13 protein-coding genes are annotated in these 14401 nt (G+C 68.3%); 7 read left to right on the top strand and 6 right to left on the bottom strand.

The annotated features are described in order from the left end of the window. Positions 1–38: 38 nt before the first annotated feature. Positions 39–617, bottom strand: a complete 579-nt coding sequence (locus NY1_RS31520; RefSeq protein ID WP_067720774.1) for an RBBP9/YdeN family alpha/beta hydrolase — start codon at positions 615–617, stop codon at positions 39–41. 87 nt (positions 618–704) lie between these two features. Between NY1_RS31520 and NY1_RS31515 the strand changes: the two genes are divergently transcribed. Beyond that, a complete protein-coding gene (locus tag NY1_RS31515; RefSeq protein WP_084535696.1) occupies positions 705–1298 on the top strand; it encodes a TetR/AcrR family transcriptional regulator in 594 nt (197 codons plus the stop codon). Here the strand turns inward: NY1_RS31515 and NY1_RS31510 are convergent. After that, complete coding sequence (locus NY1_RS31510; RefSeq protein WP_233434575.1) at positions 1285–3030, bottom strand: VanW family protein; 1746 nt, start codon at positions 3028–3030, stop codon at positions 1285–1287. The two genes, NY1_RS31515 and NY1_RS31510, sit on opposite strands and share 14 nt — an antisense overlap. Before the next feature lie 338 nt (positions 3031–3368). On the opposite strand from NY1_RS31510, the gene gnd reads away from it, so the two are divergent. The 4 genes from gnd (at position 3369) to NY1_RS31490 (ending at position 7735) form a co-directional block, all read left to right on the top strand. Beyond that, positions 3369–4397, top strand: a complete 1029-nt coding sequence (gene gnd / locus NY1_RS31505; protein WP_067720815.1) for a phosphogluconate dehydrogenase (NAD(+)-dependent, decarboxylating) — start codon at positions 3369–3371, stop codon at positions 4395–4397. Between the two features lie 139 nt (positions 4398–4536). Continuing rightward, positions 4537–5706, top strand: a complete 1170-nt coding sequence (locus NY1_RS31500) for a glycoside hydrolase family 3 N-terminal domain-containing protein (RefSeq protein ID WP_067720772.1) — start codon at positions 4537–4539, stop codon at positions 5704–5706. Positions 5707–5839: 133 nt separating this feature from the next. Next, a complete protein-coding gene (locus NY1_RS31495; RefSeq protein ID WP_067720771.1) occupies positions 5840–6445 on the top strand; it encodes a TetR/AcrR family transcriptional regulator in 606 nt (201 codons plus the stop codon). Positions 6446–6559: 114 nt separating this feature from the next. Beyond that, positions 6560–7735 carry a DUF5685 family protein gene (locus NY1_RS31490; protein ID WP_067720770.1) on the top strand — a complete coding sequence of 392 codons (1176 nt, stop codon included), beginning with the start codon at positions 6560–6562 and terminating at the stop codon, positions 7733–7735. A gap of 214 nt (positions 7736–7949) precedes the next feature. Here NY1_RS31490 and NY1_RS31485 read toward each other — a convergent pair whose 3' ends face one another. Beyond that, complete coding sequence (locus tag NY1_RS31485) at positions 7950–8816, bottom strand: MaoC family dehydratase (protein ID WP_084535694.1); 867 nt, start codon at positions 8814–8816, stop codon at positions 7950–7952. Beyond that, positions 8816–10171: a 3-oxoacyl-ACP reductase gene (locus tag NY1_RS31480; protein WP_067720768.1), complete on the bottom strand. Its 1356-nt coding sequence runs from the start codon at positions 10169–10171 to the stop codon at positions 8816–8818. Before NY1_RS31480 ends, NY1_RS31485 begins: the two co-directional genes overlap by 1 nt. Positions 10172–10398: 227 nt before the next feature. On the opposite strand from NY1_RS31480, the gene NY1_RS31475 reads away from it, so the two are divergent. Continuing rightward, positions 10399–11721, top strand: a complete 1323-nt coding sequence (locus tag NY1_RS31475; protein WP_067720767.1) for an acetyl-CoA C-acetyltransferase — start codon at positions 10399–10401, stop codon at positions 11719–11721. Between the two features lie 78 nt (positions 11722–11799). Here NY1_RS31475 and NY1_RS31470 read toward each other — a convergent pair whose 3' ends face one another. Both NY1_RS31470 and NY1_RS31465 read right to left on the bottom strand, forming a co-directional pair. After that, entirely contained in the window at positions 11800–13194 is a 1395-nt protein-coding gene (locus NY1_RS31470) for an ADP-ribosylglycohydrolase family protein (protein WP_218028482.1), read from the bottom strand. Between the two features lie 7 nt (positions 13195–13201). Next, on the bottom strand, positions 13202–13642 hold the full coding sequence (locus NY1_RS31465) for a hypothetical protein (protein WP_157762578.1): 441 nt from the start codon (positions 13640–13642) through the stop codon (positions 13202–13204). Between the two features lie 254 nt (positions 13643–13896). On the opposite strand from NY1_RS31465, the gene NY1_RS31460 reads away from it, so the two are divergent. Continuing rightward, complete coding sequence (locus NY1_RS31460) at positions 13897–14382, top strand: universal stress protein (protein WP_067720765.1); 486 nt, start codon at positions 13897–13899, stop codon at positions 14380–14382. Positions 14383–14401 lie beyond the last annotated feature (19 nt).

Raw genomic sequence — 14401 nt, 5'->3', positions numbered from 1 at the left:
TGTGGATAGACAGCTCAGCTGTGGATAACCCCGAATACTCACCGGCCCAGCACTTCTCGCACCAGCCGCTCGGCCTCGGGCAGTTCGGTGCGGGTGTCCGGGGTGGTGGGGAAGTGCCCGCCGGTGGCGGTAACCGTTGCGGTGGCACCCAATTCGGTCACGAACTTCATGATGTGATCCGGGGTGGCCGCACCGGTGACCGGGTCGTCGGCGGCGTGCAGAATACGGAATTGCTTGGCGGCGGCCCGAATTCGCGGCCAGTCGAAGCCGCCTTCGAAGAACGCGGCCAGGGCGTCGTAGCCGACCTCGCCCGCCATGGAGGCGACCAGGACCACGCCCGCGAACTGCCCTTCGGACTCGGTGTCGTGCGCCTGCAGCAGTCGCAGCACGTTCACGCCGCCGAGGCTGTGACCGACCAGCACGGTGTCGGCCGCGGCATTGTCGCGGACCTCCTTCTGCAAGGCGGTGAGCCAGTCGGCCGCAACGGGATTCGCGGGATCGGGCAGCTGCGGGAGGCGGACCTCGTCGCCCGCGGCGCGGAACTGCCCGGCCAGGTGCGGGTACCAGTTCTCGGCCGGGGCCATGGCGTATCCGTGGTTCACGACGATGGTGCTCATTGGGATCTCCTCGGTGATGCGGTCGAACTGAATCGAAACGCTACGTCGCGTTTGAATTTATGTCAACCGCGCTGCTACCGTGGGCCCATGCCGATCACCGATCGTCCCGCCCGCACCGGCGGCCGGGTCCGCAGCCAGGACGCCCACGACGCCGTGCTCGCCGCGGCCGCCGAACTGGTCGAGGAGATCGGGTACCAGCGCGTCACCATCGAGGGCGTGGCGCAGCGGGCCGGGGTCGCCAAGAGCACCATCTACCGCTGGTGGAAATCGAAGGCCGAGCTGGTGATGGACGCCTACCGGCTGACGGTGGAAGAGCGCATGCCCGAACCCGATACCGGGGACGTGCGCGCGGACCTGATCGAATTCACCACCCGGCTGTACGGGATCAGCGCATATCCGGTGCGGGTCAAGGCACTTCGCGGGCTGATGGCCGAGGCGCAACTGGATGCCGGATTCGGAACGGCCTTCCGGGCCTGGGTGGACACCCGGCGGGCGGTGGTGGCGGGGCTGCTGGCGCGCGGGATCGAACGCGGGGAACTGGCGGCCGACATCGATCTCGACTACACGGCGGATCAGCTGTTCGGGGTGTTCTGGTACCGGCTGCTCACCGAACGAGAGCTGGCACCGGAACAGGCGGCCGACCATGTCGACCGCCTGCTCGAAGGGCTCACTCGCACTTGACGACCGGGACCGGATCGTATTTCACGGTCCGGGTCTTGCGGGAGATCTCCTTGCCGGTCTTGGCATCCCGGATGACCCGGGTATCGGAGGTGGTGAATCCGGGCGCGCCGTCGGAGGCGATGCAGTTCTTGCCCTTGGGCAGCGTCACCGTGGTCGGTTCGGTCGGCTTGGTGCGCTCGCCGCTGATCGATTCCACCTCGACGGTCTTGGTGCTCCACAACCGCACGGTGACCTCCGAATCGGTGGTCGAGGTCTCGATCAGCACGCCGTAGGGGCTGTTGTTGCGGAACTTCAGATCGATGGCGCCGTCGAACACGGTGGCCTCGCGCGCCGCCGGATAGCGCGAGATGTAGTAACTGTGCTCGGTGTGCCCGGCATCCTCCATGCCCGCGAAATACGAGGCGTTGTAGAGGGTGGTGGCGAACTGGCTGATGCCGCCGCCGACCGCGACGCCGGGGCGGCCGTGATCGATGATGCCGGACTCCACATAGCCCTGGTCGATACCGCGCGGACCGGTGTAGTCGTTGAGCGAGAAGGTGTCTCCGGGTTTCACCACCGCGCCGTCCACCTTCTTGGCCACCACGCGGATGTTCACGCCGGACGGGCCGCTGAAACCGGAGGTGGTGAAGGAACCGATCGGCTGCACCACGCCCAGCTTCTCGGCCTCGTCGGTGGCGAGCTTGGGCTTCACCTGCTCGTAGACGACGGCGCGGGTGCGGTCACCCGGCGAAACCAGCAGGGCGGCAAGCCCTTCGAAGGTCTTCTCCCAGTTGATGGTGTCGCCGGTGACCGCGGGCACCACGGTGGCGCGACCGCCGGACAATGCGAACGTCGCGTCCTTGGGCTCCACCTCGGTGCGCTTCAACTGCGGGTCCAGCGCGGCGATCAGGGCCTCGGTGTTGTACGAAAGGGTCAGTGCGCCTTGCCCGTCCGGTTGGAAGGTGAGCGCGCCGGCGATCTGGTCGGGTTCGAGCACCCCGTTGCCGCCCTTGCCGGTGAAGGTGACGGCGGAACGCACGGCGGGCTGCGCGGATTCGCGGATCGCCCGGTCCACCGCGTCCGCCCGCACCTGCGGTTGCTTCTCCACGGCGGGCAGGTCCAGCACCGAGCCGTCAGCCCAATGTTCGGCCAGCACAGCGCGGGCGGCGGTCACGTCGAGCACACGACCGGGCACCGGCTGTACCGGCACGGGTCTGGCCTGTTCGAAAACCACGCCGCCCTCGACGGGTTGGCGATCGTGGGCGGTCAGCGCCTGCAGCTGTTTGTCCATGGCGGCGGCATCGACGATGGGGGCGGGCTCCACGTCGCGGGTGCCGAAGAACGACCACAGCCGGGTGAACGGATTCACCGGCTGCCCGCCGACCCGGTCCCAGGTGCCGTCCCAGTCCACACCCAGGCCCGCGTCACGCGGCACCAGCGTGGTCTGCACATCACCGATCTCGACCGTCAGCGGTTGCGCCACACGCTGATTCAGCTCGGCTTCCAGGCGATTCTGCGCGACGGCGCGGTCCAGGCCGCCGATATCGATGCCCGCGACCTGCACGCCGCGCGGCACCTCGCCGGACGATAGCGACCAATCCAGCGCATAGGCGACCCCGCACGCGGCCATCAGCACACCCGCGGCGATCCCGGCTCGGCGGGCCGCGGTGGAGTTCAGGAACTGCCGTCCGGGCGTCGGTTCCTCGACGGGTCGGCGCGCATGCGCGTGACGTCCGGGACTACCGCTGGTCACGAACCATCCTCCCAATGGTCGACTGGCGAACCCGCACAGCGCGAATTCCCCGCCCACCATAGTGGGCCACACCGACATCGCGCGCTTTCCGGGTGCGACAGCAAACTTGCGGCAATGCTTCGGCCGGACATGAGAGAGCTCCGTGCGGTTGCCGGGTCGGGGGTCTGGCAACAGCACGGAGCCACCTCGTCTATCGGAGTGGGTTCGAGGGCGTTACACACCCGCGCGGCGCTGCCGGAAAAAACTTCCAGCGGGTAAGACTGGGACAATCGAGGCAAATGCCGTCAGGCGAAGCTCGAGGACCATGCCGCGGCTCCGGACTACTCGAGGAGATGAGCATGCAGCTCGGAATGATCGGGCTCGGCCGTATGGGCGCCAATATCGTGCGGCGGATCGCCGGGGACGGGCATACGGCCGTCGGCTACGAACGCAAGCAACCGCATATCGACGAGCTCTCGGCGGAGCTTGGTGACCGGTTCAGCGGGACCACGGATCTGCCGAAGTTCGTGGCGCTGCTCGCGAAGCCGCGGGTGGTGTGGGTGATGATTCCGGCGGGGGCGACCGGAGCGGTGATCGACGAATTGTCGGAACTGCTGGAGCCCGGGGACATCATCATCGATGGCGGGAACAGCCGGTACCACGAGGACATCAAGCGCGCTGCGATGTTGCTGCCCAAGGGGATTCACTATGTGGATATCGGGACCTCGGGTGGGGTGTTCGGGTTGAAACGGGGGTTCTGCTTGATGATCGGCGGGGAGGCGGACACGGTCTCGTATATCGAGCCGCTGCTGAAGTCCATCGCTCCCGGAGTCGATGCCGCGCCGCGCACGCCCGGTCGCACCGGTGAACCGTCCACCTCGGAACAGGGTTATCTGCATTGCGGGCCGGCGGGTGCGGGCCACTTCGTGAAGATGGTGCACAACGGCATCGAGTACGGGGCGATGGCGGCTTACGCCGAGGGGATGAACATCCTGCACCACGCCAATGTGGGGAAGCAGTCGGACGCGGAGCATTCCGCCGAGGTGACGCCGCTCGAGCATCCCGAGTATTACCGGTACGACATCGATCTACCCGAGGTCACCGAGGTCTGGCGGCGCGGATCGGTCGTCGCGTCCTGGTTGTTGGATCTGACCGCCGCCGAGCTCTACGCCGATCCCAACCTCGATTCCTTCGGCGGACGCGTCTCCGATTCGGGCGAGGGCCGTTGGACCGTCGACGCCGCCATCGACGAAGGCGTTCCGGCGCCGGTACTTTCGGCCGCGCTGTTCCAGCGCTTCGCTTCCCGGGGTGAGTCCCTGTACGCCGACAAGGTGCTCTCGGCCATGCGCCAGGCCTTCGGCGGACATCACGAACTGCCAGGGAAGTAACAACTCTCGCGGCGCTCGGGGGCAAGCTCCTGAAACCCCAGTGGAATTGATTCCCCCGGGCGTGCGACACGCGGCGTGGCGGTGCGCGAAGTTGGTGTCGGAGTGGGTTGCGCGCACATCGGCGGCTACCGTCGGACGCATGCGCCTTGCACCGGGGATCGTCCTCGCACTGACCGCCGTCGTGCTGACCGCCTGTTCGGGCAGCAACAGCGGCTCGTCCAGCGACTCCGCGTCCGGTTCGTCCACGTCCGGCAGCAGCAGTAGCGCCGTGCCGCCCACCACATCCGGGAAACAGGACTGCGCCGCAGGGTATTTGGCGCAGTTCACGCCGCGCCAGAAGCTGGCGCAGTTGCTCACGGTGGGTGTCACGGGGGCCGCGGACGCGGAGAACGTGATCAAGACCGAGCAGGTGGGCGGGATCTTCGTGGGCGGCTGGACCGACAAGTCCATCCTGACCGACCAGTCCTCGATGGCCAAGGTCAAGGCGGCGGCGCGGACCCCGCTCATGGTGACCATCGACGAGGAGGGCGGCCGGGTCTCGCGGGTCAAGGACCTCATCGGCCCGGCGCCCTCGGCCCGGGTCACCGCGCAGACCATGACCCCGGACGAGTTCTACAAGTTCAGCCTGGACCGGGCGCAGAAGCTGAAGGCGCTGGGCGTCACCGTGGATTTCGCGCCGGATGTGGACGTGAGCGCGCAGCCGGACGATTCGGTGATCGGCGACCGCTCCTTCTCCGATGACCCGGACGTGGTGGTCCAGTACGCCGATGCCCTCATCCGCGCCTATCACGAGGCCGGCATCGGCACCGTCATGAAGCATTTCCCGGGCCACGGCTCCGGGTCGGGCGACTCGCACACCGGTGCGGTGCGCACGCCGCCGCTGGCCGAACTCCAGGACAAGGACCTGGTGCCGTATCGCAAGCTGATCGACTCGGGGTCGGCGGTCATGGTCGGGCATCTGGACGTGCCGGGACTGACCGAGCCGAATGTCCCGGCCAGCATCAGCCCGCAGGCCATGGCGCTGCTGCGGCAGGGCACCGGCTACGATTCGGCACCCTTCACGGGTGTGATCTTCACCGATGATCTGGGCGGTATGGCGGCCATCACCGCGCGGATGAGCATCGCCGACGCGGTGGAAGCCGCCCTGGTCGCGGGGGCCGACAATGCCCTGTGGATCACCACCGACGCGGTGCCGCAGGTGCTGGATCGGCTGGAGCAGGCGGTGTCGAGTGGCCGGCTACCGGGAAGCCAGGTGGATGCCTCGGTGCTGCGCATGGCAAAGTTCAAGGGCACCGCGCCGCACTGCTGAGGGCCGCTCGATCACCCTCCTGGCAACTGATCCGGCGCGGTTTACCCGCCTGATCGGCGAATCACCGGCAATTCGGGGTCGCGGAACTTACCATGGAGTAAGATAAGGGCTTCGATATGTCCTAGGAGAGTGCATGGCTGGCGGAACGAAACGGCTTCCTCGCGCGGTGCGCGAGCAGCAGATGCTCGACGCCGCCGTGGAGGTCTTCTCCCGCAAGGGTTATCACGACACCTCCATGGACGCGATCGCCGCCGAGGCGAAGATCTCCAAGCCCATGCTGTACCTCTACTACGGCTCCAAGGACGAGCTCTTCCGGGCCTGCATCCACCGGGAGAGCATCCGGTTCATCGAAGCCGTCGCGGTGGCCGGCAACCCCAAGCTGACGCCGCACGAGCAATTGCGGGCGGGCCTGGAGGCCTTCCTGTCCTACGTCGACAACAACCGGCTGTCCTGGCAGGTGCTCTACCGGCAGGCGCTCGGCCAGGCGCCGTTCGCCTCGGAGATCGCCAACAGCCGGGACCGGATCATCGAGCTGACCGCGAAGCTGCTGGAATCCAGCGCCAAGTACGCCGAGCCCGGGACCAATTTCGAGGTGGTGTCGGTGGCCGTGATCGGCGCGGGCGAGGCCATCGCGGACCGGGTGGCGGCCGGGCAGATCGAAATGGCCGAGGCCGTGAACCTGCTCGACGATCTGGCCTGGCGCGGTCTGTCGGGCAAGAAGAAGGCCGAGACGGTCTGACCCGGGCCCGGCTGAACCGCCGGGTTGCCCGCGCCGTGGAACCCTGCGACAGTTCGCTCTGATCGTGTCGCTGGACCGCCCGGATCGGGTCGGGCGGGGAATGGGGAATTCGCTGTGTTCGGGCTGCTCAAACCGTGTACGCACAATGCCGGGAAGTACGGGCTCACCGTCTCGGACTTCCAGGCCCAGATGTGCGGGCTGTGCCTGGGACTGCGCGACGGTCACGGTCAGGTCGCCCGCGCAGCCACCAATACCGACGCGATTCTGCTCGGAATGCTCACCGAGGCACAGCAATCGGATCCGGCGGACCGGCGCACCGCCGGCCCCTGCCCCGCGCGCGGTATGCGCCGGGCGAGCGTGGCGGCCCCCGGCTCCCCCGGCGTGCGCCTCGCCGCGACGGCTTCACTCCTGTTGGGCGCGGCCAAGATTCGCGACCACATCGACGACGGCGACACCGGGAAGATGGCCGGGCTCCCGCTGGCCCGGGTCTCGAACCGCTGGCACAGCCGGGCGCGCGCGGCGGCGGGCGAGATCGGGCTGGATGTCGAACCGCTGATCGCCGCGATCGAATCGCAGGCGAGCCTGGAGAACACCCCCGGAACCACGCTCGACGCCCTGACCGCACCCACCCAGTTGTGCGCGGCGGAGTTGTTCGGGCACACCGCGATACTGGCTGATCGGCCCGAGAACGCCGACGCCCTGCGGGAAGTCGGCTGGCATTTCGGCCGGATCGCGCATCTGGCCGACGCGATCGAGGACCTCGAGGCGGATCGCGAGCACGGCCGGTTCAACCCGCTGACCGCGACCGGAACCTCCACCGCGGAAGCGTACGAGCTACTGCGGGAATCGAATTCGCTGCTGCGGGCGGCGCTGCTGCGTACCGGCTTGGAGAAAGCCGCCGAGGTGCGCTGGATGCTGCTCGATCCGCTGCGCAGCGTGGTGCGGCGGCTGGGGCAGGCGACCGGGTCGGTGCGAGCGTGCGGGATGCATGCTCAGCACGGCGTCGAACCGCCGCGAACTCCGTTCAGCCGCCCGAGGTTCTGGGAGGGCATCGGAATCGGGGTCACCCAGTACTGCACCGGTTACGCCTGCTGCGCCGAGCACACCAATCCGTGCACCGGTGAGCACAAGAAGTCGTGGCTCGAGCGGAATCTGCACGAGGTGTGCGATTGCGGCTGCGACGGCTGCTCGAACTGCTGCAGCTGCAATTGCGGCGATGGCGACGGCGGCTGCTGCGGTGATTGCGACTGCTGCGACTGTGATTGCTGCGGTTGCGATTGCAGCTGCTGACCCGCGACCCGCAACCAGCTCGGCGAACACGCCCCTGAAACCGAAAAACCGCGCACCGATTCGTGATCCGGATGTCGAAACCCCTGCGAGACGACATACGGTTCGCGAATCGGTGCGCGGCGGGCACTTCGCGGTGCCGATGCGGCGCCGCGGAGTGCGAACTCCCGGTGTCCGGGACGAGGTCTTGACGAACCCCGGGAGTTGGGCTCCTACCTTAGCGCAGGGTGGCGGTGAGGTGCGGGTAACCCTTCTTCGGGTTCCGCAGCGCCAGGTCCCAGCCGCCTTCGACGCGATCGGCGTACACGTTCACCGTGGACGGCAGGAAGATCGGCTTGCCGAACTTCACGTCGTAGGTGACCTGGCCGGGCACCCGCCCCTCGAGGTTCGAGAGGATGTTGGCCGCCGACCACATGCCGTGCGCGATCGGCTTCGGGAAACCGAAAGCCTTGGCGCCCAGCGCGGAAGTGTGGATCGGGTTGTGGTCACCCGACGCGGCGGCGTACCGGTTGATCATCTTCTGATCGACCCGGGTCTGCCGCAGCGGCGCGGGCGGTTCCTCCTCCGGCTTGGGCTCCGGCTTGGGGCCGCCCGAGAGCGAGGTGCGCTGCTGGTGCAGGAAGGTGGTGACCTGCCGCCACACCAGTTCCCGGCCCACGCTCACCTCGGTGATGGCATCGACCAGCAGGCCCTTGGGGTGCTCGCGCAGGTTCTCGATGTGGGTTTCGAAGTCCAGCGGCTCCGACACCGAGATGTCCCGGGTGCGTTCGATGGTGTTCTGCGCGTGCACCGCGCCGACCGCCACGAACGGGAAGTCCCGCGCCACCACCAGCTGCATGGCCAGCGGGAAGCTGAGCACGAACGGGTAGGTCAGCGGCAGGGCGTCGTCGAAGCGCAGCCCGGTGGCCCGGCAGTAGGCGGCCAGATGGTCGGGATCGACCTTCAGCCCCTCCAGCTTGATGACCCGGTCCGGCAGCTTGGACGGCCGCGCCGAAAGTCCCGGCACCGGCACCGCACCCAGCGCCGCCTTGACGAAAAGGCTGCTGTTCTTGGGGATTTCGCGCAGCGTGATGGTCTGGCTCATCATGCTCCGATCAGGGCCTGGCCGCAGACGCGAACGATATTGCCGGACACCGCGTTCGAGGCCGGGGAGGCGAAGTAGGCGATGGTCTCGGCGACGTCGACGGTCTGACCGCCCTGCAGCAGCGAGGACAGCAGGCGGCCGGCCTCGCGGGTGCCGAGCGGAATCGCGGCGGTCATGGCGGTCTCGATGAAGCCGGGGGCCACCGCGTTGATGGTGATGCCCTTCTCGGCCAGCTTCGGCGATTCGGCGTTCACCATGCCGATGACGCCGGCCTTGGACGCGCCGTAGTTGGTCTGGCCGCGGTTACCGGCGATACCGGCGATGGAGGACACGTCGATGACGCGGCCGCCGGACTTGAGCGCACCCGCGGCGACGAGGCCCTCGGTAATGCGGTGCGGCGCAGCCAGGTTCACGTTGATGACCGAGTTCCAGCGGCCGTCGTCCATGTTGGCGAGCAGCTTGTCCCGGGTGATGCCCGCGTTGTGCACGACGATGTCGATGCCGCCGAAGCGCTCGGTGGCGAAGGCGGCCAGCTTCTCGGCGGCGTCGGGGGCGGTGACGTCCAGCGCGAGGGCGGTGGCGCCGACCTTGTTGGCGGTCTCGGACAGCGCCTCACCGGCGGCCGGGATGTCGGCGACGATGACGGTCGCGCCGTCACGGGCGAAGACCTCGGCGATGGTGGCGCCGATGCCGCGGGCCGCGCCGGTCACCACGGCGACCTTGCCTTCCAGGGGCTTGTCCCAGGAGGCGGGGGCGGTGGAGTCGTCCTTGCCCACCTTGAAGACCTGGCCGTCGACGAAGGCCGACTTGCCGGAAAGGATGAAGCGCAGGGTGGATTCGAGGCCGGTGGCGCCCGCGGCGGCCTCCGGGTGCAGGTACACCAGGTTGGCGGTGGCGCCGCGCAGCAGCTCCTTGCCGACCGAGCGCGAGAAGCCTTCGAGGGCGCGCTGGGCGATCTGCTCGTCGACGGTCGCGGACAGTTCCGGGGTGGTGCCGATGACGAGCACGCGGCCGGACGGGGCGATGCTGCGCATGGCCGGCTGGAAGAACTGGAACAGCTGCTCGAGCTCTTCGATGGTCTTGATGCCGGTGGCGTCGAAGACCAGCGCGCCGAACTTCACGCCGGGGGTCACGCCATCGACGAAGGTGTAGTCGCCCAGCAGGTTTCGCACGGCGTCGGCCACGCGGCCCTTGCCGCCGACCAGCACCGGGCCGGGGAGCGCGGGCTCGCCGGCCTTGTAGCGACGCAGGGTTTCCGGCTGCGGCAGGCCCAGCTTCGAGGCCAGGAACGCGCCGGGGGCGGAGTGGATGAACGATCCGTACAGATTGGGAGCGCCCTTGCTCTTGGCAGCCACTGGTTCCTACCTTCTCTTCGTCTCGGGGGTCTACGCCTCGATTGTCGTGTCGTCTTCGCCGTTCGCCCACGTGCGCGCGCACAGTCCGAAGCGGTCTTGCGCACATCGAAGGGGTCCGGTGTCGACAAATGAACTTACTCCAGAGTAAGTTTAATGTAAACCGACAGCAGCGGGTCCCGCGGGATCGCGCGCAGGGGAAATCCACCGACGAGACACTGGAGACTCGAGTGACCACCAAAGCCCGTTCGGCGAAGACCGCGGCCAAGAACACCAAGCAGGCCCGCCCGGTAGCCATCCTCGGCGGTAACCGCATTCCGTTCGCTCGCTCCGACGGCAAGTACGCCCACGCCTCCAACCAGGACATGTTCACCGCCGCGCTGAACGGCCTCGTCAGCCGCTTCGGCCTGCAGGGCGAGCGCCTGGGCATGGTCGTCGGCGGCGCGGTGCTCAAGCGGGTCGGCGAGCACGGCATGATCCGCGAGTCGGTGCTCGGCTCCACCCTGTCCCCGTACACCCCGGCCCACGACCTGCAGCTGGCCTGCGGCACCGGCCTGCAGTCCATCGTCACCGTGGCCGACGGCATCGCGCTGGGCCGGCTGGAGAACGGCATCGGCGGCGGCACCGACACCACCTCCGACGCGCCCATCGGCGTGAGCGAGGGCATGCGCGAGTGGATGCTCGACGCCAACCGCGCCAAGAAGAACTCCGACTACGTGAAGCTGGTCGGCCGCCTGCGCCCGTCCATGGTCGGCATCGAGATCCCGCGCAATGCCGAACCGCGCACCGGACTTTCGATGGGCGAGCACGCCGCCATCACCGCCAAGGAATTCGGCGTCTCCCGCGAGGCCCAGGACGAGCTGGCCTACCTGTCGCACAAGAACATGGCCGCCGCCTACGACCGCGGTTTCATGGACGACCTGATCACCCCCTTCCTGGGCCTGACCCGCGACGACAACCTGCGTCCCGGCTCGACCATCGAGAAGCTGTCGACCCTGAAGCCGGTGTTCGGCACCAAGCTGGGCGACGCCACCATGACCGCCGGCAACTCCACCCCGCTCACCGACGGCGCGTCCGCGGTGCTGCTGGGCTCGGAGGAGTGGGCGGCCTCGCGCAACCTGTCGCCGCTGGCCTACCTGGTGGACTCCGAGGTCGCCGCGGTGGACTACATCCACGGCCCGGACGGCCTGCTGATGGCCCCCACCTACGCGGTGCCGCGCCTGCTGGCCCGAAACGGGCTGACCCTGCAGGACTTCGACTACTACGAGATCCACGAGGCGTTCGCGTCCGTCGTGCTCGCCACCCTGCAGGCGTGGGAGTCGGATCAGTACTGCAAGGAGCGCCTGGGCCTGGACGGCGCGCTCGGCTCGATCGACCGGTCGAAGCTGAACGTGAACGGTTCCTCGCTGGCCGCGGGCCACCCGTTCGCCGCCACCGGCGGCCGCATCATCGCCCAGACCGCCAAGCAGCTGGCGGAGAAGGGCGGCGGCCGCGCGCTGGTCTCCATCTGCGCCGCGGGCGGCCAGGGCGTCGTGGCGATCGTCGAGCGCTAGCCGCGTGGCGGCATAGCCGTCGCAATGCAGTTGTCCAGGGCGGTATCGGATTCCTCCGGTACCGCCCTTCGCCGTAGCTCACCTTTCCGGCAGCGAGGGAGTCGCGGGTTCGATCCCCGCCGCCGCGGCCCCCTGACCGATCAGCGCCGTCGTGCGCCGCGCCAGGTCCGTGATGCCGCTGCTGTCGTATCCGGAGACCGCGCTGCGCAAGCGGTCGTGCAGGGGTGCCGTCCAATGCGCCGGGATACCGGACGCCCCGGTCAGGATGCCCGCCACCGAGCCCACGGTCGCGCCGTTGGAGTCGGTGTCCCAGCCCGCTTGCACGGTGAGACCGACCGTCCGGGTGAAATCGCCTTCGCCCCAGAGCAGTCCGGCGGCGATACAGGCCGCATTGCCGATAGCGTGGACCCAGTTGTAGTGGCCGTGCCGGGCGCGGATCGCCGCGACGGCGTGGTCCCAGGGAAATCCCCGGCGATAATCTTCGGCTACCTCCGTGAGCGCCACCGCCAGGCGGGAGCGCGGCGGCAGCACCCGGTGCGCGACGGCCAGCGCGGTGTGCGGATCGGGAGCGGTGAAAGCGGCCGCCACCAGCGCGGCGGCCCACATGGCGGCCCATAATCCATTGCCCACGTGCGAGATCGAGGCGTCGCGGGCGGCCAGGGCGGCGGCGCGACGCGGATCGCCCGGGCTGACGTAGCCGTAGATATCGGCGCGGATGAGCGCACCTATCCACTCGCGGTACGGGTTTCGCCAAGTGGCGGTCTCGGGCGGCAGGTAGCCGTCGATGAGATTGCGGTAGGCGACGCGCTCGGCGGTGTACGTCTGCAAGAACGGGAGGCGTTCCAGCCAGAGGGCCGCGACATCCGCCACCGTGAAATCGGGGCCGTGCTGTTCGAGCAGGTGCAGGCCCAGCACCGTGTAGTCGAGGTCGTCGTCGCGGGGTGCGCCGTCGACGTGGCCGAGCGTGGATTCCGCCCAGGTCCAATGCAATCGGAGGTCGTCGGGCATGGGATCGCGGGCGGGGACGTAATCGCGCAGGGGGTAGGCGGCGGCGGGTTCCAGATAGGCGCGGATGCGGTCGGGTGTCCAGAGGAAACCGTTCTCCAGCGGCTTGCCGAGCGTGCAGCCGATGCAACGGCCCAGCCAGCCGCCGTGGATGCGATCGAGCAGTTCCGAATGCCGCAGGGCGACCGGGCTTTTCGCGGCGGCGGGAGCGTCGCGGGCGCGCGGCGGACCGATATCGGCCCATTCGTCGTAGGGCCAGCCGGGTAGCCGCGGCGCCGCTTCCACCCGGTCCAGCAGCTTCCAGCAGGAACCCGGCTGCGGTTGCGCGGTGTGGGTGAGCTCGCGGACCTCCTCCGCGAAATCGTCCACCGCGTAACCGGATTCCCGGCGCTGGCACCATTCGAAGTACAGCAGGGCGCGCGGATCGGCCTCGTGGTGGCCGAAGAACGCCGTCTCTATCGAATCCACCGAATCCTCACAGGACCGCCTGCGCGGCGGCCACCACCTCGGACAGCAGGGGCATTGATTCGTCACGCTGGGGAGCGCGCGCCCACCAGCGGCCCTCATGGGTGTGCCGGCCGAATCCGGTGGGCAGGATGACATTACTGCGATGCGGGCCGATATCGACGCTGTTGCGTTCGAGAATCTCTATGCACTCGTCGGAGGGGTAGCCGTCGAACACGGCCAGGAAGGTGCGGCGCGGCGGGCGCTCGCGCACCAGCACCGGGCCGGGCACGCCGATCCGTTCGAGTTCGTCGAGTATCAAGGCCCCCAACGGTTCCGGGGTGTTCAATGCCGCGATGGTGTCGATCAGCGGTAGTACGACGAAACCCGGGGTGGTCACGTGCACATACGGCAGTCCGAACAGGGAGCGATACACGCGCGCCCATTCCTGCGGAGTCGTCAGCTCGTCCAACCGCACAATCCACCCCTCGTTCGGGCCTTGCTCCAACGACGGCGATGTCGATCGTCGGCGAGAGCCGACACACTTACCAATTCTCAGTGAAAACCCCGCTGAGCGCGCGCACTACGAATTTGGGTGAATCGTTCGCAAACTGTGGACAAGCTGTATCTGATTCGGTCTCCATCCCGCGCGGCGGGTGCCGCGTAGCGAGGCCCCGGCGGGGTAGGCTCGGGACAGAGTCGGACGTACCCACCGGGAGGTTCGTCATGCCCTGCGATCTGATGCTCATCGCCTACGACGGCTCCGAGAACGCGCGCCGGGCCGTCGAATACGCCGGCCGGTTCCTGGCCGCGAACAGAGCCGTGGTGCTCACCGCGTGGGAGCCCATGGTGCGGCAGGCGGCGCGGCTGTCCGGGATCTCCGGGGTGATGCAGCCCGACTGGGTGACCGACGAGGAGATCGAGGACATCGCGTTCGCCGATGCCAAGACCATCAATGCCGAGGGCGTGAAGCTGGCCAAGCTGGCCGGGCTGAACGCCGAGGCGCGGACCGTGGAATGCACCACCACCATCTGGACGGCCATTGTCGAAGTGGCCGACGAACTGGATGTGGACATCATCGTGGCGGGCACCCGCGGGGCCACCGGCATCCGGGCGCTCATGCATTCCAGCGTTGCCGACGCGGTGCTCAAACACTGCCATCGGCCGGTGCTGATGGTGCCGCCCGGGCGGGAACCCGGGCCGAAACCCTGACGGCGCAACGACACTGGAA

Source organism: Nocardia yamanashiensis NBRC 100130, assembly GCF_001613325.1.
Lineage (GTDB): Bacteria > Actinomycetota > Actinomycetes > Mycobacteriales > Mycobacteriaceae > Nocardia > Nocardia yamanashiensis.
This window is presented reverse-complemented; position numbering and strand designations above follow the sequence as displayed.